This window comes from Nocardioides speluncae, assembly GCF_003121585.1.
Classification (GTDB): Bacteria; Actinomycetota; Actinomycetes; order Propionibacteriales; family Nocardioidaceae; genus Nocardioides; species Nocardioides speluncae.
The window spans coordinates 12,173-34,873 of the sequence record NZ_QEOO01000013.1; the positions used below are offsets into that span (position 1 = coordinate 12,173).

Here is a 22,701-nt window from a genome sequence, read left to right on the forward strand (position 1 = left end):
CCGTGTGACATCCTGACGCCATGGATACGGCCAGTGTCGAGAAGGACCTCGTCAACATCCTGTTCACCGAGGAGGAGATCCAGGCGAAGATCCAGGAGCTGGCTCGCCAGATCGAGCGGGACTACGAGGGACGGGAGCTGCTCATCGTCGGCGTCCTCAAGGGCGCGGTGATGGTGATGGCCGACCTGGCCCGAGCGCTGGACCGTCATGTCGAGATGGACTGGATGGCGGTCAGCAGCTACGGCTCCGGCACCAAGTCGAGCGGCGTGGTCCGGATCCTCAAGGACCTCGACACAGACATCTCCGGCCGCGACGTACTCATCGTGGACGAGATCATCGACACCGGGCTGACCCTGAGCTGGCTGGTCTCCAACCTGGCGAGCCGGCGGCCGGCCAGCGTCGAGATCGCGACACTGTTCCGCAAGCCGGAGGCGCAGACGATGCCGGTGTCAGTGAAGTACGTCGGCTGGGACATCCCCAACGAGTTCGTGGTCGGCTACGGCCTCGACTACAAGGAGCGCTACCGCAACCTGCGCTCGGTCGGCACCCTCGCCCCTCACATCTACTCCTGACGCGGTGATGTCGTGATGCGGTGATGCTAGGCTGGTCGCATGCGCACGACACTTGAGTTGGACGACCGGGTCCTCGCCGTGGCCCGGGCGCATGCCCGCGCGCGGAAGGTGTCTCTGGGTCAGGCGGTCTCGGAGCTTGCCCTCCGAGGGATCGACCAGGAGAGCGTTGTCAGGCCAGCCGGCGGGTTCCCGGTCCTGCCGCGAGTGGCCGGGCATGTGATCACCGACGAGATGGTCGAGGAAGCACTTGACGACATCTGAGACCACGTTTCTGTTGGACGTCAACGTGCTGGTCGCACTGACCAACGAGAGCCACCTTCACCATGCCGAGAGCCATCGTTGGCTGGAGTCGGCCGACTCGTGGGCGACGACACCGATCACCGAGTCGGGACTGACGCGCATGCTGCTCAACCCCGCGGTCACCGGCCGGAAGCTGACCCGCGCCGACGCCCTTCAGGTCATCGCCGAGCTGCGCCGGCAGCCGCGCGCAGGCTTTCTCCCGGATGCGAGCACCTTGGCCGAGCCCGACATCGATCTGGCCGGCCTGGTCGGCCACAAGCAGGTGACCGACCTTCACCTCGTCAATCTTGCGGCGGGATCGGGCGCCGTACTTGCCACCTTCGATCGCCGCATCCAGGAGTGCCTCGCACCAGCGGATCAGGGCAACGTCCACGTCATATCCGCACGGCCGCGCCTGGCCTCGGTCACCGAGTGACACAATGTCTCTTGGGTGGCGACATGTACCGTCGTTACCTCATACACCTGCCGTGATGACGGCGGGAGCCGTCCTGTTGAGAGAAGCCTGTGAAGCGCATATTCAAGGGTCCCTGGCTGTGGATCGTGATCGCCGTCGTCGGCGTGCTCCTCGCCCTCCAGTACCTCGCCCCCAACGGCGGGTACGACGAGGTCGACATGTCCCAGATGGAGGAGTACATCGCCAAGGGCGAGGTCAAGGAGATCACGTTCGTCGACCGTGAGCAGGAGATCAAGGCGACCCTTGACGACGGCGTCCGCAAGGACGGCGACAAGGTGACCACCAAGTGGGTGGGCGGCCAGCAGCGCGACCTGATCAACAAGGTCAACGCGCAGGTCGAGGCGGGTGCGATCGACAAGTTCAAGACCGAGATCGCCAAGCCCAGCCTGCTCGGCTCGCTGCTGCTCACGCTGCTGCCGTTCGCGCTGATCATCCTGCTCTTCCTGTTCCTGATGAACCAGGTGCAGGGCGGCGGAGGCCGTGGCGTCATGCAGTTCGCGAAGTCGCGCGCCAAGCTGATCACCAAGGACATGCCGAAGACGACCTTCGCCGACGTCGCGGGCTGCGACGAGGCGATCGAGGAGCTCGGCGAGATCAAGGAGTTCCTGCAGGAGCCCGCGAAGTTCCAGGCGGTCGGCGCCAAGATCCCGAAGGGCGTGCTGCTGTACGGCCCGCCCGGCACCGGCAAGACGCTGCTCGCCCGCGCGGTCGCGGGTGAGGCGGGCGTGCCGTTCTACTCGATCTCCGGCTCGGACTTCGTCGAGATGTTCGTCGGCGTCGGTGCCTCCCGGGTGCGCGACCTGTTCGAGCAGGCCAAGGAGAACGCCCCGGCGATCGTCTTCATCGACGAGATCGACGCCGTCGGCCGACACCGCGGCGCCGGCATGGGCGGTGGCCACGACGAGCGCGAGCAGACCCTCAACCAGCTGCTGGTCGAGATGGACGGCTTCGACGTGCGCGGCGGCGTGATCCTGATCGCCGCGACCAACCGTCCCGACGTACTCGACCCGGCGCTGCTGCGCCCGGGCCGCTTCGACCGGCAGATCGGCGTGGACGCGCCCGACCTGTCCGGCCGCCACAAGATCCTCCAGGTCCACTCGCGCGGCAAGCCGATGGCGCCGGGCATCGACCTCAAGAGCGTCGCGCGGCGTACGCCGGGCTTCACCGGCGCCGACCTGGCGAACGTCCTCAACGAGGCCGCGCTGCTGACCGCGCGGCTCAACCAGAAGCTGATCGGCGCCGATGCCCTCGACGAGGCCATCGACCGGGTGATCGCCGGCCCGCAGCGGCGGACCCGCCTGATGAGCGAGAAGGAGAAGCTCATCACGGCGTACCACGAGGGCGGCCACGCCCTGGTCGCCGCGGCGCTGCCCGGCAGCGACCCGGTCCACAAGGTCACGATCCTGCCGCGCGGCCGGGCGCTGGGCTACACGATGGTGCTGCCCGATGAGGACAAGTACAGCCAGACCCGAAGCGAGATGCTCGACAAGCTCGCCTACATGATGGGCGGCCGCGCGGCCGAGGAGATGGTCTTCCACGACCCGACCACAGGCGCCGGCAACGACATCGAGAAGGCCACCAAGCTGGCCCGGGCGATGGTCACCCAGTACGGCATGACCGAGCGGTTGGGCGCGATCAAGCTGGGCGAGGAAAATTCCGAGCCGTTCCTGGGCCGCGACATCGGCCACGAGCGCAACTACTCCGAGAGCGTTGCCGCGATCGTCGACGAGGAGACCAAGAAGTTCCTCGCCACCGCCCACCAGGAGGCCTTCGACATCCTCGAGGAGAACCGCGACGTCCTCGACACCCTGGTCACCGCGCTGATGGAGAAGGAGACGCTCGACAAGGCGGAGGTCGCGGAGATCTTCGAGGCGCTGCGGCGCCGTCCGGAGCGGCCCGCGTGGACCGGTTCGCCGGACCGCAGCCCGTCCAGCATCCCGCCGGTCGAGGTGGCCCGGAGCCTGCGCGAGCAGAACGGCGCCGAGCCGGGCCTCGACCTCGACAAGCCGGAGGGCGGCGTGATCGTCACCCCACCAGGCCCGGGCGGCGACGTCCACGGCGACCCGAGCCTGGGCGGCGTCGCGCCAGAGGTGCGATGACCGACCCGATCCGGCTGCCGGACGTCCGGCCGGAGGACGTGCCGGAGTACGACGAGCAGCGTGCCGAGGCGGCGGTGCGCGAGCTGCTGGCCGCGATCGGTGAGGACCCCAACCGCGAGGGACTGCGGGACACCCCGCGCCGAGTGGCGCGGGCGTACGCCGAGCTCACCGCCGGCATGCGGATGCGGCCGGAGGAGGTGCTCACCACCACCTTCGACATCGGTCACGACGAGATGGTGCTGGTGCGCGACATCGAGCTGTGGTCGATGTGCGAGCACCACCTGGTGCCGTTCACCGGCGTCGCCCATGTCGGCTACATCCCGGCCGAGTCCGGCAAGATCACCGGGCTGTCGAAGCTGGCCCGGCTGGTCGACCTGTACGCCAAGCGGCCGCAGGTCCAAGAGCGGCTCACCACCCAGGTTGCGGACGCGATGATGGAACTGCTCGATGCCCGCGGCGTGATCGTCGTGATCGAGGCCGAGCACCTCTGCATGACCATGCGCGGGGTCCGCAAGGCCGGCGCCCGCACCATCACCTCGGCCGTGCGCGGGCAGATGCACCACGCCGCCACCCGGGCCGAGGCGATGGCGCTGATCCACCGCAACCACTAGCGTCCAACCGGCGACTCAGCCACCAACCAGCCACCAACGACGACGGCGTACCACTCATGGACCTGGCCAAGCTCTTCGAACCGCTCGACCGTCCGCGAGTGATGGGCGTGGTCAACGTGACCCCCGATTCGTTCTCAGACGGCGGCCGCTGGGCCGAGCTTGCTGCCGCGGTCACCCACGGCCGGGACCTGCTCGAGGAGGGCGCCGACCTGCTCGACGTCGGGGGCGAGTCGACCCGGCCCGGCGCCACTCGACCGGTGCTCGCCGAGGAGCTCGACCGCGTCATCCCGGTGATCCGCGAACTCGCCTCCGGCGGTGCGGTCGTGTCGGTGGACACGATGCGCTCGGAGGTCGCCGAGGCCGCGCTCGACGCCGGCGCGCTGGTCGTCAACGACGTCTCCGGCGGCCTGGCCGACCCGCGGATTCTCAAGGTGGTCGCGGACCGGCAGGCGGCGTACATCGCGATGCACTGGCGCGCCCACAGCGACCAGATGCACAAGCACGCCGTGTACGACGCACCCGGCGGCGTGGTCGCCGCCGTCCGCAGCGAGCTCGCCGCCCGCGCCCACGACGCGGTCGTCGCCGGGATCAGGCCCGACCGGCTGGTCCTCGATCCCGGCCTGGGCTTCGCGAAGACCCCGGATCACAACTGGGAGCTGATCCGGCGCCTGGACCGGATTGCGGACATCGGATATCCACTTCTGGTCGGATCCAGCAGGAAGTCCTTTCTCGGATCGCTACTCGCAGGGGAAGACGGCGCGCCGCGGCCCGTTTACGACCGCGAAAATGCCAATATCGCTTTGACCACATTGGCTGCTTTGCACCATGTGTGGGGTGTCCGTGTGCACGAGGTGCGTGGGAGCATGGATGCCGTGCGGGTCGTCGCACGCTACCGGGAGCAGTGACGGATTCTTCGCGAGATGCAAGGCCACCAATCGGTGGCCCTACCAACTGTCCGGAGAGGTTACGACTTGTCGGAACGTACTGGCACACTCTCAGACGTGGAAGCGGTGATCGCCGCTAACGAGGCCTTCTACGAGGCCTGGGAAGCAGGCGACAAGGCGCAGCTGCGGTCGATGTGGCTGGACTCCGACGACGTCGTCAGCGTCCACCCGGGCGTCGACCCGGAGGCCGGGGACGTCATGCTCGCGACGTTCGACGAGCTGGTCGACCAGGTCAACGGCACCGGCACCCAGTTCTTCGTCTCCGAGGTCTCGGTCGCCGTCGTGGGCGACGTGGCCCGGGTGGTCTGCGTCGAGAACTGCGTGACCACAGTGCCGACCGAGCTGCAGCTGGTCGACTACTCGCGGCTCGGCACCACCAACCTGTTCCGCCGTACGCCGGACGGCTGGCGGATCTGGCACCACCACGCCGGGCCCGTGGTTCCGGTGCTCCGCCCGGAGCCGGAGGCGTGACGGACGAGATCTCGATCACGGGGATCGAGTGCTTCGGCCATCACGGCGTTTTCGACTTCGAGCGGCGCGAAGGTCAGAACTTCGTGATTGACGTCACGCTGGGGCTGGATACCCGTCCCGCGGCCACTTCTGACGACTTGCGGGAGACCGTCGACTACGGCAGCCTCGTGGCTTCGGTGAAAGTTGCCGTTGAGAACGATCCGGTCGATCTGATCGAAACCCTGGCCCAGCGCATCGCGGACGTCTGCCTCTTGGACGACCGTGTTGAATGGACCAGGGTGACGGTGCACAAGCCGGAGGCCCCCATCGACGCGACGTACTCGGACGTCGCGCTGACAGTGTTGCGGCAACGGCCGCAGACGAGTGACGGAGAGCTGACGAGTGACTGAGACGCCCAACCCGCACATCATCGACGCCGACAGTCTCACCGGCGAGATGCACCCGATCCGACGTGCGGTGCTTGCCCTCGGATCGAACCTCGGCGAGCGGATGGACGCCCTGCAAGGAGCCGTCGACACTCTCGCGGACACTCCGGACGTCTGGCTCACCAACATCTCACCGGTCTACGAGACCGAGCCCGTCGACGCGCCGGAAGGTTCGGGCAAGTTCCTCAATGCCGTTGTCCTGCTCGACACCACGCTGCCGGTGGCAACGCTGCTGGACCGGGCACTGGCGATCGAGGACGCCTACGAGCGCGAGCGCACCGATGTCCAGAACGCGCCGCGCACCCTCGACGTCGACCTGATCGTGGTCGGCGACCGGCGCAGCGACCTGCCCACCCTGAAGCTGCCGCACCCGAAGGCGCACGAGCGGGCCTTCGTGCTCCAGCCCTGGTACGACGTCGAGCCCGACGCCGTCCTGCTGGACGCCGGCCCGATCGCCGAGCTGCTGGAGAAGGTCGACCGTCACGTCGTGTCACGCCGAGACGACCTGGTCCTCCAGGTTCAGTGACCGAAGATCCCACGCCCGGCTCGCCTGAGCCGGGACGAGTCCGAACCACCCCGACCGGCGTTCTGGTCGGCTGGGGACTGGTCGGACTGGTCGGCGGCTGGGTGCTCCGGCCGCTGTCCGAGAGCTTCCAGGAGACCGCCCCGATCGTCACCTGGGCGCCGGTCGGCGTGCTGTTCTTCGTCGCCGCGATCCTGGGCGCGACGGCATGGCTGACCTGGCGCGCCGTACACGTCCGGCGGGAGCGGCTCCAGCCGCATCAGGCGGTCAACCGGCTGGTGCTCGCGAAGGCGTGTGCGCTGGTCGGTGCGCTGGTCTGCGGCGGCTACTTCGGGTACGCCGTCAGCTGGATCGGCCTGAACACCGAACTGGCTGGCCAGCGGCTGTTCCGGTCGCTGGTCGCTGGGGTCGCCGGGCTGCTGATCGTGATCGCCGCTGGGGCCCTAGAGCGCGCGTGTCGGGTCCGAAAGGACGACACCGACCTTTAACCTGTGTGGCATGTCTTCCCCTGCCGTCCGTCGTCGTCAACGTAGTGTGCGACTTTTAGTCGCCTGCGTTCTTCTCGCTGTGTCAGCACTACTCGTGATCGGTGCGGTGCTCAGCGGGTCTGCCGTCCTGGTGACTGTCTCCGCGATCGTGGCCGTGGCCCTCGGCGCCGCCGCGACCCGGATCACTCACAGTGAGCTGATGCAGTCCCGGCGCGATGCCGGCAACGAGCTGAAGAAGCAGGCGCAGGCGTACGCCGAGATGACGGCCGAGCGGACCGAGGACAACCGCCGGTTCGCCGCCACCATGGCCGACCGGATCATGGACCGGCAGCGCACCATCCACCAGCTGGAGAACGAGCTGTCCGCGACCCAGAAGAAGGTCGCCGAGCTGACCCTTCAGCGCAGCGCCGAGGCCCGTCGCGCCGATGCCGCCGAGAAGCGCCTCGGCGAGTCCGAGAAGGCCACCACCGCCGCCGAGATCCGGGTCGCCGAGCTCACCAACCGGGTCGCCGAGCTCGAGCAGCGGATCGACGACCTCAAGGCCGAGCTGGCAGCCTGGGAAGTCGCGGCCAAGGAGCCGGCGCGGAAGCACGCGTAGCGGGGTTGTTGTTTCGGGCGTGATCCACCGGCGGGCGCGCGCCCGGGCAGGCGCGGGGCGCTGCGGCGGCGCGTCGCGCGCCTGATGCTCGCCCTTGGTTGCGCGCCGTTGGCGCGCGCCGCGGCCAAGCCGCTTGACGCTGCCCAGCGCCTGCCCGCGCCCACGCCCGCCGGCGGGTCATTGGGCGCCCGGTCGTGGGTTTCGGGTCAGTGGGAGTTGGTGTTGACGGACTGACGCAGCGCTGAGTGGATGCCGTTGGGCGTGAGCACGCCCAGGAACTCTGCGCCACGACGGACGCCGAGCACAGGCTGGTCGGCGCGCATCAGCTCGGCCAGGGCGTCCTCCAGCGAGGAGTCGACGTCGATGGCGCCGGCGAGGTCGCCGGTCTTGTGGGTGCCGATGGGCTCGAGGTGGTCCGGGTCGATCGGAGTCACCGCGAGCCGGCGCAGGCCGCGGGAGGATCCGACGAAGTCGGCCACGAACTCATCGGCGGGGTTGCCGAGGACGGCGGCGGGTACGTCGTACTGAGCCAGGCGGCCGCCGGTGGCGAAGACCGCGACCCGGTCGCCCATCTTCACCGCCTCGTCGATGTCGTGGGTGACCAGGACGACGGTCTTGCCGAGCTCGCGCTGCAGGCGCAGGAACTCGTCCTGCAGCCGCCCGCGGACCACCGGGTCGACGGCACCGAACGGCTCATCCATCAGCAGCACCGGCGGGTTGGCCGCGAGCGCGCGGGCCACGCCGACGCGCTGCCGCTGGCCGCCGGAGAGATGGTGCGGGTAGCGGTCGGAGTACGTCGCCGGGTCGAGGCCGACCAGCTCCATCAGCTCGTGCGCACGCTCCCGCGCGACGGCCTTGGACTCGCCGTACAGCAGCGGCACGGTCATCACGTTGGTGACGATCTTCTGGTGGGGGAAGAGGCCGATCTGCTGGATGACGTAGCCGATGCCGCGGCGCAGCGCGACCGGGTCGGACTTGGTGACGTCCTTGCCGTCCAGGAAGATCCGCCCGGTGGTCGGCTCGATGAGACGGTTGATCATCTTGAGCGTCGTGGACTTACCGCAACCGGACGGACCGACCAGGCAGACAATCTCGCCGCGGGCGACGTCGAGGTCGAGAGCGTGGACGGCGGTGGTGCCGTCGGCGTACGTCTTCCCGACTCCCTCGAGCCGGATCATCGAATCGTCATCGGTGCCTGACTCGTCTTGGGGGTGGCCCCCGGTAACGTCCATGCCGTGACCCTACTCGTGCCCGCCGACACTGCTGCGGAGACTGAGCCGAGCTGTTACAGCCGGCTGGTCAACGACTGGTGGTGCGGGCAGTACCTCTCCGATCGCCAGCAGGAGCTGGTCGACGCCACCGTCGAGCACCTCGTGATCACCGCGTCGGCGATAGTGCTCGGCCTGGCGATCGCGTTTCCGCTGGCGCTGATCGCCCGCCGGATTCCGCGGCTGCAAGGGGCGATCCTCGGGGTGTCCACCGGGCTCTACACGATCCCGTCGCTGGCGCTGTTCCCGCTGCTGGTGCCGTTCACCGGCATCAGCCAGACCACGGTGGTGGTCGGGCTGGCGCTGTACGCGCTGACGATCCTGGTGCGCGGCATGCTCGACGGCTTCGGTGCGGTGCCCGCGGACGTGCGCGAGTCGGCGAAGGGCCTCGGCTACTCGCCGGCCAAGCAGCTCTTCAAGATCGAGCTGCCGCTCGCTCTGCCGGTGATCATGGGCGGGCTGCGGGTGGCGACGGTGTCGACGGTCGCGCTCACCACGGTCGGCACGCTCGTGGATCACGGCGGGTTGGGAAATCTGATTGCCTCTGGGGTGCGTGACAACTTCCGCGCCCAGCTGCTGGCGGCGTGCGTGCTCTGCGTGCTGATCGCCGTACTGCTCGACGTACTCCTAGTGCTCTCGCAACGGCTGCTGACGCCCTGGACGAGGGGAGCGCGGGTATGAGCGTCTTCGGAGACACCTGGGAGTACCTCACCACGCTGGCCAACTGGCGCGGCGACGAGGGGATGCTGGCGCTGCTGCTCCAGCAGCTGCTGCTGTCGGTGACAGCGTTGGGGATCGCGGTCGCGATCGGGCTGCCGATCGCGCTCTGGCTGGGCCACCTCGGCCGAGGCGGGTTCCTCGCGATCAACATCAGCAACGTCGGCCGGGCGATCCCGACGTTCGCGCTGCTCGGCCTGCTGGTCACCGCCGACTGGCCGGGGGTCGACACGTTCGGTCCCTACGGCCGCGCCGGGCTGGCCACGCTGCTCGCGCTGGCGGCGTTCGCGCTGCCGCCGATCATCACCAACGCCTACATCGCGATGCGCGAGGTGCCGGCCGACGTGAAGGAGGCGGCCGACGGGATGGGCATGCACGGCACCCAGAAGTTCTGGCGGGTCGAGCTGCCGCTGGCGCTGCCGCTGGTGGTCGCCGGCGTCCGGCTGGCGCTGGTGCAGGTGTGGGCGACCGCGACGATCGCGGCGCTGGTCGCCGGACCCGGGCTCGGCCGCGTGATCACCGACGGCTTCTACAACTCCTACTACGGCAAGGGCATCGCCGGTGCCGTGGTGGTCGCGCTGGTTGCCCTGGCACTCGAGCTCGGCGCCGCGGGAATCCAGCGGGCGGTCAACCCGTTGCCCCGGAGCACGACCGGCCGCAAGGCTGAGGCGGCGCCTGAACCCGCTGCGAAATAGAGATGCAGGATCCGGACACGCGTGGCCGACCGGTCACGGGACACAGAAGGTGAGTTTTGAGATGCAGGTACGACGGATTCTCGCGGCGACGGTCGCGACTGGAGCGGTGCTTCTCGTGGGCGCCTGTGCGGGGGACGACCTCGCGAAGGACGAGGGCGACGACTCACCCAGCGCGGGCTCGGGCGGCGGGGAGGTGCGGCTGACCGGGCAGAACTTCCCAGAGGCGACCCTGATGGCGAGCATCTACGAGCAGCTGCTGACGGCCGAGGGGTACGACGTCACCGTCGACCTGGTCGGCACACGCGACATCTACATGCAGGAGTTCCCCGGGGACTACGACATCGTCCCGGAGTATGTCGGCGGCATCGTCGACTACCTCAACACCACCAAGAACGGGCCGGAGTCCGAGCCGCTGACGACCTCCGACGCGGCCGAGTCGATCACCAACGCCCAGTCGCTGCTCGACGCCGAAGGGATCACGCTGCTGGCACCGTCGGCGGCCGCGGACACCAACGCGTTCTTCGTGACCGAGGAGTACTCCGAGAGCGAGCGTGTCACCAAGCTGTCCGACCTCGAGGGCAAGGAGATCGTCCTCGCCGGCGCCCCGGACTGCAAGGGCCGCCCCGACTGTGAGGGTGGCCTGACGGACGTCTACGGCATCAAGGTCACCAAGATTCTGCCGCTCGGCTACGGAGGCGATTCAGTGAACCGGGCGGTGATCGACGGCGAGGCGCAGCTTGGAGAGACTGCAACTACCGACGGCACCTTGGAATCGCAGAGTCTGGTGCTGCTGGAGGACGACAAGCAGATCCAGCCGGCTCAGAACCTGATCCCGGCGGTCAGCTCGGACTTCCTTGCCGAGCACCCCGACCTCGAGGAGACCCTGAACGCCCTGATGGCGGCGCTGGATACCGATCGGCTGACCGACCTTAACGGTCAGGTTGCTGTCGAGCGGGCCAAGCCGGAGGACGTCGCCAAGGACTTCCTCGAGGGCGCCGGCCTCATCTGACCTCTCTCGGGTGGTCGAGCAGGTTGCGCTAGCAACCGTCGTCGAGACCACGGCGCGTCATGGTGGTCTCGATGACGGCCCCAGCACCGCGGCCGCGTGGCCGCGACCGCGATGCTGCGGTTGCTGGCGCTCGCTGCTCGACCACCCGCGAGGTTAGGCTTCGCCCGGTCGGAGGGCGAGGGCGGCGGGGCCGATGCTGCGCTCGTCCAACGCCGTGCTGATCCTCGCCAGGTCGAGGCGCGCCGGCTCGCCCGTGTGCGGCACCGCCACGCCGCCCAACCCGGGGCTGCCTCGGAGGCGGCCAGCTGCTCGGCGTACTCCATGACGGCGGTAGCGTCGGCACACCGGTCCTGCTCGACCAGCCAGGCGGTACAGCGGGGTCAGGACGCTGTTGGTCAGTGAGCGGGACGCCAAGAACTCCACCGCGGCCGACGGCGGCAGCGCCCACCACTCGCCAAGGAGCCGGGATCTCGATGAGGTACCGGTGCATGTCGCCGGTCTACCCGATCCTCTCGACCTTGACTGCGGTGTCGGCAAGGAGTAACCGCAGGTCGTCAGGATCCGAGGTCAGCAAGACGACGGGCGCCGGCAAGGCGAGCGCAGTGGCTGCGACGACCGCATCGACCGTCAGGTCGCGAGGCTTGCGGCGCGTCGATGCAGCGACGGCCCGGAGCCGTCCGGCCCGGTATCCGATTTCGTCGGTTACTACTTCGAGTCGCAGAGACTTGGCGACGCGACGTACTCCGGCGTCGCGGGATGTTCCGTCGGTGACCTCGGCAAGTGTGACGGTCGATGCGTGCAGCGTCGAGTCGGTTCGCCGGGCGACGGTCGCCCACGCCTGGAGCCGGCGCTCGTCGGCCACTAGAGCCGAGAGCGCTTCGGCGTCGAGCAGGATCGAGTGGGATCGGACGATCACCCGGCCAGCCGGCCCATGATCGCGGCGACCTCGTCCTCGTCGACGACGCCGTGCTCGGCCTCCATGCGTGCAAGGGCGTCATCGAGGGCGTCCCGCTCGAGCTGGCGGGCCACGGCGCCGGCGACGTACGCCGAGAAGCCACGCGACCCGACGCGGGCGCGAACGCCCTCGGAGGTGGCCGCGGGGATGGAGACGGAGTGCTTCTCGACGCCAGCGGGAATACCCATGGTCGAATCCTACTTCGAGTAGGATATCTCGGGCAAGTGGGTTGACGAGGCGCGCCTCAGGCCTCGTCGGGGCGGAGGGTGAGGGCGGCGGGGTCGATGTTCGCCTCCTTCAACGCCTCGCTGATCTTCGCCAGGTCGAGGCGCGGCGGCTCGCCCGTCGACGGGACCGGCACGCCACCCAGGCCGGGTGCGGCTTCGGAGGCGGCCAGCTGGCCGGCGTACTCCATGACGGCGGTGGCGTCGGCGCGCCGGTCGTGCTCGACCAGCCAGCCGGTGAGGCGGTGCAGCGGGGTGAGCACGCTGTGCACCAGCGACCGCGACGACCAGAACTCCACGACTGCCGACTGCAGCAGCGTCCACCATTCGTCGGAACAGCCGGGGATCTCGATGAAGTAGCGGTGCATATCGCCGGCCAGCACCCGCTCCAGGAAGACCTCGCGGGTGTTCACGTTGCCGTGCGCCTCGACCGACGCGAGCGCCATCCGCTTGGTGGCGATCCGGTCCTCGAGGTCGGCGAGCGCCGAGCGCTGCTGGGTGATCGACGTGCCGTCGCCGCGGATCCGCCAGTGATAGACGATGTCGGGGAGTACGTCGAAGCGGCCGGCGAGGTAGGCGCGCGTGGTCGTCGGCTGGTCCTCGTAGCGGACCCGCTCCGGCCACTCCAGGCCGGCCGACTGCCAGAACGAGGTCCGGAAGACCTTGTTCCACGCGAACACGTCACCGAGGATCTCGGGATGCTGGTCGGCGGTGATGCCACGCCAGCGCGGGTTGTGCAGGCCGTGCATCCAGCCCGGCTCGTGCAGCTCGCCGCCCCGGTCGGTCTCCCAGCGCACGATCGAGCCGGTCGCGAAGTCCGACCCGGATCGGGTCAGCGAGCCGACCATCCGCGAGTACGCCGCCGGCGGCACCACGTCGTCGGAGTCCAGGAACGCGACGTACTCGCCGCGGACGTGCTGCATACCGACGTTGCGCGCCGCGCCGAGACCGCCGTTCGCCGTGTGTACGACGCGCACCCGGTCATCGCGCTCGGCGTACCCGTCGGCGATGGCGCCCGACGAGTCGGTCGCACCATCGTCGACGACCACCACGTCGAGCGCGCGGTGCCGCGACGCGAGAACGCTGTCCAGGCAGGCCGGCAGGTAGTCCTCGACGTTATAGACCGGCACCACCACGCTCAGCAGTGGCTGGCGACGGCCGAACATTATGCCGGCGGCTCGCCCGCGCGGGCGGCGACCTGTGCGGCGTACTTCTGCCAGTGCTCGCGGTACGGCGTGAGCTCGTCGCTCCAGGGCTTGAGCCCGCCGGCGTAGTGGACGATGCCGGGCTCGACGATCTCCTGCAGGACCGGCAGCGCGTTCCACTTCTCGTCGAGCTCGACCCGGTTGGGGCCGACGTACATGATCAGGATGTCCTGGTCGTGCAGCCCGAACCGGCCGACCAGCGGCAGGTAGGTCTCGACGAACTTGTCCTCGCGCATCCGCTGCAGGTCGAGTACCAGCACGCCGGCGTTGAAGTTGTCGAAGTCGTAGTCGAACTTCGCCGACATCGTCCGCCGCAGGTCCGACGCCTTCTGCGCGGACAGCAGGTTGCCGGCGGTCCGCCACTGGTCGGTGACCGAGTAGACCGAGGTGCGCGCCGCGAGCGGCAGCCCCTTGAGGTCGACGTTGTGCAGCTCGCAGACGTCGCCCTCGGTCACCGTGTCGATGTCGACGTAGGTGATCCGGTTGAGGTCGGGAAGCAGGTCCGGGAGCACCAGTCGGTCCATGGTCGAGACCGTGATGTGCGGGATCATCCGGGTGATGTCGCCGTACTCGATGCCGTCGAAGTTGAGGAACGTCATCGGCACCTCGGGCCACGCAGCGGCGATCCACTTCTGGTAGTCCGCGTCGAGGCCGCGCGCCAGGATCCACAGCCGAAGCGGGCCGGAGGCGTTCTCGATCAGCGACTCGAGCGTGGTCGGGAAGTGCTGCTTGAGGTTCTGGTCGAGCGCGAGGGCCACATCGGTGACCTTGGCGGCGTCGACCTTGTCGTGCGGTCCGTACGTCGTCGCGCCGGCCTGGACCTGCTTGACCATGCCCTCGATGTTGAGGTCGATCGCGTCCGGGTCGGCCGGCAGCCGCGCCTCGTGGCGGGCCTTGGCTTCGGCGACCAGCGGCGCGGTGACCTCGCGCCAGTGGGCGTAGACCTCGTCGCTCGACTTGCCGTCGAGGATCAGGTTGAACGACGACGCGATCAGCTCGCGGATCCCGTCGCGGATCGCGGCGAACGCCGGCGCCTCCGGCGTCATGTCGAGCAAGCCGTCGAAGCGGACGTCGCCGATCTTGCCGGGCTTGAAGTTGACCTGCAGCCCGAGCGAGGTGGCCGGCAGGTAGGCGTGCAGCCGGCTGGTGACGATCCGGTGCACCCGCTTCTGGTAGTCCTCCAGGATGTCGATCGCCATCCTGGTGCCCTCGACCAGGCCGACCGCGCGGTACTTCGGGTCCTTGTTGGTCATGAACTCGACCGGCCGGTTGGCCTTGATCTTCTTGGCCGGGGAGTCGATGGCGAGTACGACGCCCTCCGGGTCGCGGTCCACGTCCTCCAGCGGCGGGAAGACGGCGTTCACGGTCGTGGTCAGGCAGCCGGTGAAGAAGGCGTCGACGCCCGCGCTGAGCAGCACGTCGACGGTGGTCCAGTCGCGGCAGCCGATCGGGCCGTGCGCCTTGAGGTACTCGATCGCCTCGGGCGTCAGCAGCTTGATCATGTTGATGTGGAAGGAGATGAACAGCGGGTTCAGGTTCGGGTGGTACGGCAGCCCGTAGCGGAGCAGGTACATCGAGTGCATGTGCCAGCCGAACGCGATCCCCCAGGTGTTCTCCGGGAGGTCGTCGCCCTCGCTGTAGTCGCGGCTGATCGTCAGCAGGTTGACGTCGGCGTCGCCGCCGTCCTGGTGCTGGAGCTCGGGCCGGACCCGGGTCTGGAGGAGGCTCGCCAGCTCGCCGAGCCCCTGGTCGCCGGTGAACCGGGCCTTCTGGAACCGGGCCAGGTTGCCGAGCATCGACAGCGTCTGGACGTAGTCGCCGACGTTGCGCGAGGCCCGCGAGAGATCGGGCTGGTAGTAGTCGATGACCGCGACGTTGACCGTGCCCTCCTTGGCGGGGGCGGCGGTCGACGGCGCCGGGTGCGACCAGCGGCGAACGTTCTCGAGGATGTCGCGGGCGGTGAAGTCGTCGCCGTCCTCCACCCGGTCGAGCTCGTCGGCGGGCCGGGTCTCGGCCTCCTCCACCAGCGTCTTGGCCAGGTCCTGGTTGCCGGTCACGAGGAACCGGCCGGCCAGCTCGACCAGGTCGCGGGTCCCCAGGTCGGCGGGCCGCTCGGCCACCGCACGAGCGACGGCCACGGCTTCCGGCGTACCGACGAACAGCGCGCACTGCACTGCCTCCACCGGCGCCAGCTCGGCCAGCTGGGCGGGTTCGAACCGCGAGAACCGGCCCCACGCCGACTCGAAGTTCTTCATCGCGTGCGACACCAGCGCGTTGCCGAGGTGGTGTGCCTCCTCGGTGCCGATGCCCTCACCGAGTGCCCGGGCGGTGTGTCGCTGGTTGTGCGTGATCAGCAGCCGGGTGGCCCGCGCCTGCGCGACCAGCGAGCTCGATCCGCGCGCCAGCTCCTCGGCGTACACCGACAGGCCCTTGGCCCGGCCGGCCGCGGTGACCACGGCGCTGTTGAGCTTGTTGCTCCAGACCATCTCTTTCGGAGACGCCGGCATCGCGGCGTGGCCGATGAGCCGGCGGCCGGTCTTCCAGTAGGGCTCGTTGAAGCGGGGAGCGTCGTCGGCAGCGGCCGTGGCCGAGGGCTGGTTGCTCGGCTTTGCGGAGGTGTTGTTCGACGCGTGGGCGGACGCGTCGTGGCGCCGGCGCCGGCCGGCTCGAAGAAGACGTGCGGCAGCACCGCGTGGGGAGGGCTTGGGCATGGCGCACACCCTACCGCTGGGAACCATGGCGCCCTATTTGTAGTAGCGCGGCGAGTTGAACGTGCCAATTTTATGACCAGTAGGGTCTCTGCCCGTGAGTGAGACGCGAAAGATCGTGTACGTCGCGGGTGCCGGGCGGAGTGGCACCAGCACGATGTCCGGGATCCTGACGATCCTCGGTCTGCAGGTGCCGCAGCCCGAGGTGGTCGCCGACGAGTCCAACCCGAAGGGCTTCGGCGAGCCCCAATGGGTGGTCGACTTCCACGAGCGCCTGCTCGGCGAAGCGGTCGTGACGTCGGCCGACGGCCGGCCGTCGGCCTGGGCGGAAGCCGCGGCTGTCGCAGACCGTCCGGCCGAGCGCACGGCCGCCGCTGCCTGGCTCGGCGAGCACTTCGAGGTCGCGCCCGAGCTGGTCGTGAAGGACCCGCGGATCTCCTACTTCCTCGACCTGTGGCGCGAGGCCGCCACGGCGAACTCCGCGGAGCCGCTGTTCGTGACCATGCTCCGCCCGCCGGCCGAGGTGGTCGGATCGCGGCAGAAGTACTACAAGAGCCGCCTCGGCGCTGCTCACCTGACGGCGTCCTGGCTCAACATGCTGCTGCACACCGAGCTCGCCACCCGCGGCACCGCCCGCTCCTTCGTTCGGTACGCCGACCTCCTCGGCGACTGGCGTTCGGCCGTGTCGACCGTCGGCACCTCGCTGAAGCTGTCGACGCTGGCGGGGATCTCCGACTCTGCAGCTGCGCGGATCGACGGCTTCGTCGACCCGTCCCTGCGCCGGGTGACCTTGGACTGGGACGACCTCGAGCTCCCGCCGCGCCTCCTCGACCTCACCCGCACCGGCTGGGAGCAGCTCAACCTGCTGGCCTCTCCCGAGGGAGATACGGCCGAGGTGCACGGCGTACTTGACGAGGTGCGGGCGTCGTACACCGAGCTGTACGACGAAGCCGAGGCGATCTCGAAGTCGGTCGTCGTCGCCGCCACCACCCGCGCCCGCCGCGAAGCACTCGCCGAGCACCCCGCCCCCTCCGGCGACGGCTCCATCGGCGCCCCCGCCTCGCGCCGCGCCGTCGACCGCATCCCCCACGACCTCCGAGCCCGTATCCCCGCCCCGGTCCGTCGCGCTGCCCGGAGGGTCCTCAAACACCGCTAACCGCAGGTGGTCATTCCGGCGCTTCGACATCCGCGCGGAACTTGCGAGTGATGTCGGCGGCGTAGCAGGTCAGGGTTCAGCGGTGACACAGTTCGAGCACGCGAGAGAGGATCTCGTTCCGATCGAGTCGAATGTTCTCTAGGTCGATCCGGATATCGGTGGCGCTGCGCCGCATTCCTGAGTCGACCGGTTCGCCCAACACCGTGATTGGCACCGGTCGGCCCTCCGACTCATACGCGCCGGGCCGCTGCTCGGGTGGCAGGTTCAGCAGCCCGGGTGGACCGTAAGACAGGCCGGGTCCGTCGGTCAGCCAGCCGACCTTGTGTTGGCTGGTTCCGTTGGGTGCGACGTACACGTCGGTCGCGGCGGCCCACAGCGCACTCTCTCGCATCGTGTTGCCGACGAGATCCAGGACCTGGTCCGGCCGCGAGGCACGGCGTCGGATCTCGCTGGCCAAGGCGTGCAGCGCCTCGATCAACGGCTGCCACTTGTGTGAGATGAGGTCGCGTCCGACTGGATAGGAGTACCCGTCCAGAAGGAAGAGGGCATCTGGGTGACGCTCATGCACAGCATCGATCAGCCACGGAACTTCGTGTTCTTGGTCCACCCATGAGCGGCTGCCGACTCTGAGCCCGATCCAGATTGTCGGGAAGGGTCGTTCACGCTCGGGCGGTAGCTCTGCGGAACCGGTCGTATTGGGGAGTGCTCGCATCTGTTCGACCACTTGGTCTACCAGTGAGCGCCGGATGAAGTACGCAGCGAGTGGGACCACCAGGTGGTCCCGGGAGAACGGGTATGGGTCGCGCACCGCCTCGCGCTCGGTCTCGACGATGCGGCTGTCCGCAAGTGCCGGAAACAGGTTCACCAACGGTCCGAAGAACTCGGTTCCACCAACGTGGACCTCGTCGATGCGATCGACCAGCCCGTGGTCGATGGCTCGCTGGAAGCCTGAGAAGGTGTTCCAGAGATGGTGTGCGAAGTTCTCCACCGTCAGGGTGACCACTACCACCGTTCGTTGCGCTACCGGTTGATGGCGCGTGGCGACGGCCTCGGCGTACTCGGCCGAGCGGGCAGCTACTCGCTTCAGCAGTTGGGCCTGGAGGTTGGCGACTCGTAGCGGAGTGATGCGCCGCCACATCTCGGCACCGAGGTCGATCATCACGTTATGTCGGGGCAGGAGGAGACAGATCGCCTTGCTCCCCTCGGCGCCGGCCACGAGGAAGGTGAGCTCGCGGTCTCCGAAGGAGTACGTCGTCCGGCCGAACGGAATGGTCGTGTCGAACGGCTCCAACTCGACTCCGGTGTAGGGGTCGCGGAGTACTAGTCGTCCCTCGCGAATCGCGCGGGTATGGAAAGCGACGTGCGCGTCATTGATCTCGGTGATCTCCCGAGCGCGGGCGGTGACGAACAGGCGGTCATCAGGCTCAGGCAAGTCCGGCCGTAGGAACTCGTCCTGCCACCACCGCAGTGCCTCGTCGGAGAGGTCGAGCTCGGCCGAGGCCTGCTCGAAGGACACGATGCGTGGAGGCTGGGCCAGAAAGTAGAGGTTGACGTGCGCGATCGGGATCCTGGCCAAGGCCTCGCACTCTGCCGCGTCAAGCACTCGCAGGGCGGCGTAGTCGGCCCAGGCGCGTGCACAGAGTTGGGCGTTGTCCGAGTGCAGGAAGGCTTTGACCTTGGCCGCGTGCTCCTCCCGCACCGTGGCGGCGGACGGCCCTCCCAACAGTCGGAGCAGCACGCCGACAAGTGGTGTGTCGGTCTCCGCCTGGAGGTCGCTCAGGCGCCTGTCGATGCTGACCTCGCCGGCTGATTGGAGTCTGGCGACCCAGGTGTCGACGGGAGCCGTCGCTCCCGGGTTGGAGCGGACGGCGTCCTGGCAGGCTGCATCGAGTACTTCGGTAGTCGCGCCGGCCGACTCGAGTGCGGAGAGCAGCAACTTCAGCCTTGCTGCGTGCGGATCGGGGCTGACTGTCAACAGCCGTTCATGCACAAGAGCTGCGTCGGCGTGCTGACCGTCTTGCTCGTAGAGCGCGGCGATCTCACCAAGGAGTGCGCCATGGTCCTGGAACCTCGCTGCGGCAAGCTTCGCCAGGCGGCGTGCACGCGGCTTGCGGCCGGCCGCACGCAGTTCCTTGAGGACGGCTAGCACGCGCTGCGGCATAACATCTGGAACATCACGCTCAAGTCGGTCGATCAACCGATCGGCGGATGCCACTAGCCCCACGCTGTGGTGATCTTGCTGCGTCACCGGCACATCCTAATGACAACGCCAGGCACGAGCCGCCGTCGCGAACTGGCTGCCTCGCCGCGAGCTCCCACTTGTCCCTGATGGTGTCGTGGTGGACGCTTGCATGTGCGATCGTCACGTCAAACATCGCTGACCAGCGGCGGTGCGTTACCCCGGAATCTCGACGTCCGCACGGAACTCACGGGTGAGCTCGGCCGCTTCCTCGACGGTGACTGTGCCAGGCGTGAAGGCAGTGGTGCCCTGTCGACCTGCCGCTGTAAAGGTGCACATGACTACCCCCTTCGCCTGACCTGTGCTGCCTTTGCCGCACGCGAGCGCGCCGCCTTGAGGACCGGCGTCGAAGTAGTCGATGTCGTCAAAACCTGCTCCGGCCATGTAGTTGCGGGTGGCACGGGAGGGGGAGTCCTTGATCTCGTCGTCCAGGCCGGTCCCGGGCTGCGTGACCACCCCACTGAATCCCATCCGCCGGGTGTGGTCGTCGCCATGGAGGTACTGTCCAGCGACGATCGTGACGTCATCTCCAAGCTCGCTCCGCGCGCGCGTCTTCTGAGCCTCGAAGTGGCGTTTCGTCGCCTCACTTCGGTCGAGTTGCCAGTCACCGCTGGTGGCCGGGAGCTGGAGACCGGCTCGCTCCTCCGTGCGCCCGGATGCCGTTGGCTCGGCGTTCGGCCCGAACGAGCTGAGGACGAAGAGGCCGGCAGCGCCGACGATGACCGCCGGCCCATAGAGCCACCACGGCACCCGGTTCGGAAGGAAGAAGACAAGCAGCGCGACCGCCACGGCCGGCATCATTCCCCACGCGGACGCCTGGCCAAGGACGAACGACGCCGGCTCCGTGCTGCGCGGGATCTGGATCGCTGCCAGCACGAACACCATCAGCACACCCAGCGGAATCGTGATCGCGAACGCCCATCGGTTCGGCTTCGGCTGCACGGGTTGGTACGGCGACATTGCGTGGTACGGCGGCGCCGGATACGACGTGCCGGGCGGATAGGTCTGCTGAGGTGGCTGCTGCGGCGGCCCGGGATCGAATGGAGGCGGCCCCGGCGGCGGCATGGAATCATGAGTCATTTGGTTTCCCCTGCAAAGAACGGTCGCGGCAGCGTACTTCCCACTCGGGCGCCGCGTACTCGGAATACACACGACGGCCCCCGCCACTGGTCTAGACCACCTGTGGATAGCCGCTTGGACGTGCCGCACGGCTCCCGTATGGTCGCGCCCAACGTCTTTACACACGGGGGTGGCGACGATGGCCAGACGTCGATGGGTTCAGTCCGTAGCCGGTGGAGCGCTTGTGCTCACCGCGGTGGTTTCGGCGGCGACGCTGGCTCCGCCGGTTGCCGCCGTGGCCCCGCCACCGGCGCCCACGATCGTCGCTGAGCCCGGCGTCCAGGAGTGCGCGACCCCGCAGGAGCCGACGTCGTGCCCGGAGAATCCGCACGCCGGTCGCTCCTTTACCTTCAAAGCCGTGGCGACGCCCGGTCTGACCCTGGCCTACAACTTCCAAGGACCGACCGGCGGCGACTCCGGCCGGGTCGCCGCTGACGCCTCGGGTACGACGACACTCCCGCCGTACCGGGCGGACGAGGGGCTCCATCGGCTCGTCGTGCAGGCGATCGACAGCTCCGGGGTGCCGAGCCCGGACTCGACGTACGCCTTCCTGGTCGGCCCGATCAGGCCGACGGGTCTATGGACCCTCGATGAGCAGAGCGGCGAGTCCGCGGCCAGTACCGGCAGTGTCCCGGCGCCGCTCACCCTGGGTCCGGCGGCCGGCTGGTCGGCGAGGGGCAGGCTGGCCGGCGCCATCCGCTTCGACGGTCGCGGCTATGGCCCGGCGACCGCGGGCCCGGCCGTAATCGACACCACCAAGTCTTTCTCCGTCGCCGCTTGGGTCCGGCTCGACAAGGAGGCGTCACTGGCGACGGTCTTCTCCTCGCCGGGCCAGAACGTCAGCGCGCTGTCGGTGTGGTGGGACCGCGCCGATGGGAAGTGGCGTGCGGGCCGCTACCCGAAGGACGCGTCCTCGAGCAAGCAGTCGATCGCGTCGGTGTCGGGCCGCCCCTCAGGAGTCTGGAGCCATGTCGCGGCGACGTACGACCGGGCCACCAACAAGATGCGGCTCTTCGTCAACGGGCGACCGCAGGGGACGCTCAAGTTCTCCGGCACGCCGTGGGCCGGGACCGGTTTGTGGGTCGGATGCGACAAGTGGAGCGGACGCGCCTTCCGCTGCATGCGCGCGTCGGTCGACGACCTGCGCGTCTACCAGACCGTGCTGCCGTCGGCCGACATCGCGACGCTCGCAGCCCCTCGCGTGAACGACAACCCGGTCGCCGCGGCCGCCGGCCGGTGGCGCATGGAGGACCCGGCGGCGGCGGGCCAGGCAGCCGACGAGGTCTTCGACGGCGCGCTCACGCTCAACGGTGTCCAGGGCGACGCGTTCAGTGCCGGTGCCCTGGTCGTCGGACCGTCGGGTGCCGCCTCCGCGAGTACACCCAAGCCGGTCATCGACAGCACCGGTGCCTACACGGTCAAGGTCGACGTCGCGATCAACGACGTGAGCGCGCCACAGGTCGTCGCGCGGCAGGCCGGCACCAACACCGACGCCTGGTCCCTCGCCTTCGTGCCCACCGACTCCGGGCCGGTCTGGCGGTTCAGCCGCCCCTTCGCCGACTCCGTCAGTGCGGACGTGACGGTTGCCGAGTGGCGCGCCGAAGCTCCGTTGGCGGTGAACACGCTGGTTGTCACCTACGACGCAGCCGGCACCCTCCGCTTCTACGAGAACGGCGCCCCGGTCCGCAAGGACGGTGAGTCGTTCGAGGTTACTGTCGGCACGCCCTGGATCGCCCGCGGCGGCGTGGTCCTCGGCTCCGGCACCGTCGCCGGAACACCCGCGCCCATGACTGGCACCATCCACGACTTCGCCCTGTACGCCGGTCAGATGAGCGAGAACGACATCCTCAACGGCTGATCTGGTTGCCGGTCAGCCCCTCGATCTGCAGCTTGCTGCAATCCAAGTACACAACGCGCCCTG

23 protein-coding genes are annotated in these 22,701 nt (G+C 68.7%); 16 read left to right on the forward strand and 7 right to left on the reverse strand.

Annotation, left to right across the window (positions count from 1 at the left end; genetic code table 11):
- Positions 1-20: 20 nt before the first annotated feature.
- The 11 genes from hpt to DDV73_RS06550 all read left to right on the forward strand — a co-directional run bounded on the left by hpt (position 21) and on the right by DDV73_RS06550 (position 7,485).
- Positions 21-572: a hypoxanthine phosphoribosyltransferase gene (gene hpt / locus DDV73_RS06500; protein WP_109506438.1), complete on the forward strand. Its 552-nt coding sequence runs from the start codon at positions 21-23 to the stop codon at positions 570-572.
- A gap of 39 nt (positions 573-611) precedes the next feature.
- Positions 612-833, forward strand: a complete 222-nt coding sequence (locus DDV73_RS06505) for a DUF2191 domain-containing protein (protein ID WP_109506439.1) — start codon at positions 612-614, stop codon at positions 831-833.
- A gap of 13 nt (positions 834-846) precedes the next feature.
- Positions 847-1,287 (forward strand): TA system VapC family ribonuclease toxin, encoded by a 441-nt coding sequence (locus DDV73_RS06510; RefSeq protein WP_276310095.1) that lies wholly within the window; start codon positions 847-849, stop codon positions 1,285-1,287.
- Between the two features lie 89 nt (positions 1,288-1,376).
- Entirely contained in the window at positions 1,377-3,425 is a 2,049-nt protein-coding gene (gene ftsH, locus DDV73_RS06515; RefSeq protein ID WP_109506440.1) for an ATP-dependent zinc metalloprotease FtsH, read from the forward strand.
- Entirely contained in the window at positions 3,422-4,036 is a 615-nt protein-coding gene (gene folE, locus DDV73_RS06520) for a GTP cyclohydrolase I FolE (protein WP_109506441.1), read from the forward strand. Before ftsH ends, folE begins: the two co-directional genes overlap by 4 nt.
- Before the next feature lie 56 nt (positions 4,037-4,092).
- Positions 4,093-4,941, forward strand: a complete 849-nt coding sequence (gene folP, locus DDV73_RS06525; protein ID WP_109506442.1) for a dihydropteroate synthase — start codon at positions 4,093-4,095, stop codon at positions 4,939-4,941.
- A gap of 96 nt (positions 4,942-5,037) precedes the next feature.
- Complete coding sequence (locus DDV73_RS06530) at positions 5,038-5,451, forward strand: nuclear transport factor 2 family protein (protein WP_161962304.1); 414 nt, start codon at positions 5,038-5,040, stop codon at positions 5,449-5,451.
- The gene (folB, locus tag DDV73_RS06535; RefSeq protein WP_109506444.1) at positions 5,448-5,840 is read left to right on the forward strand and encodes a dihydroneopterin aldolase; all 393 of its coding nucleotides are present in this window, start codon (positions 5,448-5,450) and stop codon (positions 5,838-5,840) included. Before DDV73_RS06530 ends, folB begins: the two co-directional genes overlap by 4 nt.
- Positions 5,833-6,402, forward strand: a complete 570-nt coding sequence (gene folK / locus DDV73_RS06540; protein ID WP_109506445.1) for a 2-amino-4-hydroxy-6-hydroxymethyldihydropteridine diphosphokinase — start codon at positions 5,833-5,835, stop codon at positions 6,400-6,402. Before folB ends, folK begins: the two co-directional genes overlap by 8 nt.
- Complete coding sequence (locus DDV73_RS06545; protein ID WP_109506446.1) at positions 6,399-6,887, forward strand: DUF3180 domain-containing protein; 489 nt, start codon at positions 6,399-6,401, stop codon at positions 6,885-6,887. The genes folK and DDV73_RS06545 overlap by 4 nt, the downstream gene beginning before the upstream one ends.
- Before the next feature lie 79 nt (positions 6,888-6,966).
- Positions 6,967-7,485, forward strand: a complete 519-nt coding sequence (locus DDV73_RS06550) for a coiled-coil domain-containing protein (RefSeq protein WP_240617155.1) — start codon at positions 6,967-6,969, stop codon at positions 7,483-7,485.
- A 206-nt stretch (positions 7,486-7,691) separates the two neighbouring features.
- Here the strand turns inward: DDV73_RS06550 and DDV73_RS06555 are convergent, their stop codons facing one another.
- Positions 7,692-8,717, reverse strand: coding sequence for an ABC transporter ATP-binding protein (locus DDV73_RS06555; RefSeq protein ID WP_420818468.1), 1,026 nt, complete (start codon positions 8,715-8,717; stop codon positions 7,692-7,694).
- 3 nt (positions 8,718-8,720) lie between these two features.
- On the opposite strand from DDV73_RS06555, the gene DDV73_RS06560 reads away from it, so the two are divergent.
- The 3 genes from DDV73_RS06560 (at position 8,721) to DDV73_RS06570 (ending at position 11,174) form a co-directional block, all read left to right on the forward strand.
- Positions 8,721-9,434 carry an ABC transporter permease gene (locus DDV73_RS06560; RefSeq protein ID WP_240617156.1) on the forward strand — a complete coding sequence of 238 codons (714 nt, stop codon included), beginning with the start codon at positions 8,721-8,723 and terminating at the stop codon, positions 9,432-9,434.
- Positions 9,431-10,165, forward strand: a complete 735-nt coding sequence (locus DDV73_RS06565; RefSeq protein WP_109506449.1) for an ABC transporter permease — start codon at positions 9,431-9,433, stop codon at positions 10,163-10,165. Before DDV73_RS06560 ends, DDV73_RS06565 begins: the two co-directional genes overlap by 4 nt.
- Before the next feature lie 61 nt (positions 10,166-10,226).
- A complete protein-coding gene (locus DDV73_RS06570) occupies positions 10,227-11,174 on the forward strand; it encodes an ABC transporter substrate-binding protein (RefSeq protein ID WP_109506450.1) in 948 nt (315 codons plus the stop codon).
- 499 nt (positions 11,175-11,673) lie between these two features.
- Here DDV73_RS06570 and DDV73_RS06575 read toward each other — a convergent pair whose 3' ends face one another.
- From DDV73_RS06575 to DDV73_RS06590, 4 genes are read right to left on the reverse strand one after another with little or no spacing between them, the layout of a single operon-like run.
- A complete protein-coding gene (locus tag DDV73_RS06575; protein ID WP_276310094.1) occupies positions 11,674-12,090 on the reverse strand; it encodes a PIN domain-containing protein in 417 nt (138 codons plus the stop codon).
- Positions 12,087-12,317, reverse strand: coding sequence for a CopG family transcriptional regulator (locus DDV73_RS06580; RefSeq protein ID WP_109506451.1), 231 nt, complete (start codon positions 12,315-12,317; stop codon positions 12,087-12,089). The genes DDV73_RS06575 and DDV73_RS06580 overlap by 4 nt, the downstream gene beginning before the upstream one ends.
- Before the next feature lie 56 nt (positions 12,318-12,373).
- Positions 12,374-13,519 (reverse strand): glycosyltransferase family 2 protein, encoded by a 1,146-nt coding sequence (locus tag DDV73_RS06585; RefSeq protein ID WP_240617157.1) that lies wholly within the window; start codon positions 13,517-13,519, stop codon positions 12,374-12,376.
- A complete protein-coding gene (locus tag DDV73_RS06590; RefSeq protein ID WP_161962305.1) occupies positions 13,519-16,269 on the reverse strand; it encodes a glycosyltransferase family 8 protein in 2,751 nt (916 codons plus the stop codon). The genes DDV73_RS06585 and DDV73_RS06590 overlap by 1 nt, the downstream gene beginning before the upstream one ends.
- Before the next feature lie 94 nt (positions 16,270-16,363).
- Here DDV73_RS06590 and DDV73_RS06595 point away from each other — a divergent pair, with 94 nt between their 5' ends.
- Entirely contained in the window at positions 16,364-17,422 is a 1,059-nt protein-coding gene (locus DDV73_RS06595) for a sulfotransferase family protein (protein ID WP_240617158.1), read from the forward strand.
- Positions 17,423-17,498: 76 nt separating this feature from the next.
- Here the strand turns inward: DDV73_RS06595 and DDV73_RS06600 are convergent, their stop codons facing one another.
- Positions 17,499-19,670 (reverse strand): hypothetical protein, encoded by a 2,172-nt coding sequence (locus tag DDV73_RS06600; RefSeq protein ID WP_154402632.1) that lies wholly within the window; start codon positions 19,668-19,670, stop codon positions 17,499-17,501.
- Between the two features lie 147 nt (positions 19,671-19,817).
- A complete protein-coding gene (locus tag DDV73_RS06610) occupies positions 19,818-20,603 on the reverse strand; it encodes a hypothetical protein (RefSeq protein WP_154402633.1) in 786 nt (261 codons plus the stop codon).
- A gap of 361 nt (positions 20,604-20,964) precedes the next feature.
- Between DDV73_RS06610 and DDV73_RS06615 the strand changes: the two genes are divergently transcribed.
- On the forward strand, positions 20,965-22,638 hold the full coding sequence (locus DDV73_RS06615) for a LamG domain-containing protein (RefSeq protein WP_161962306.1): 1,674 nt from the start codon (positions 20,965-20,967) through the stop codon (positions 22,636-22,638).
- Positions 22,639-22,701: the final 63 nt, after the last annotated feature.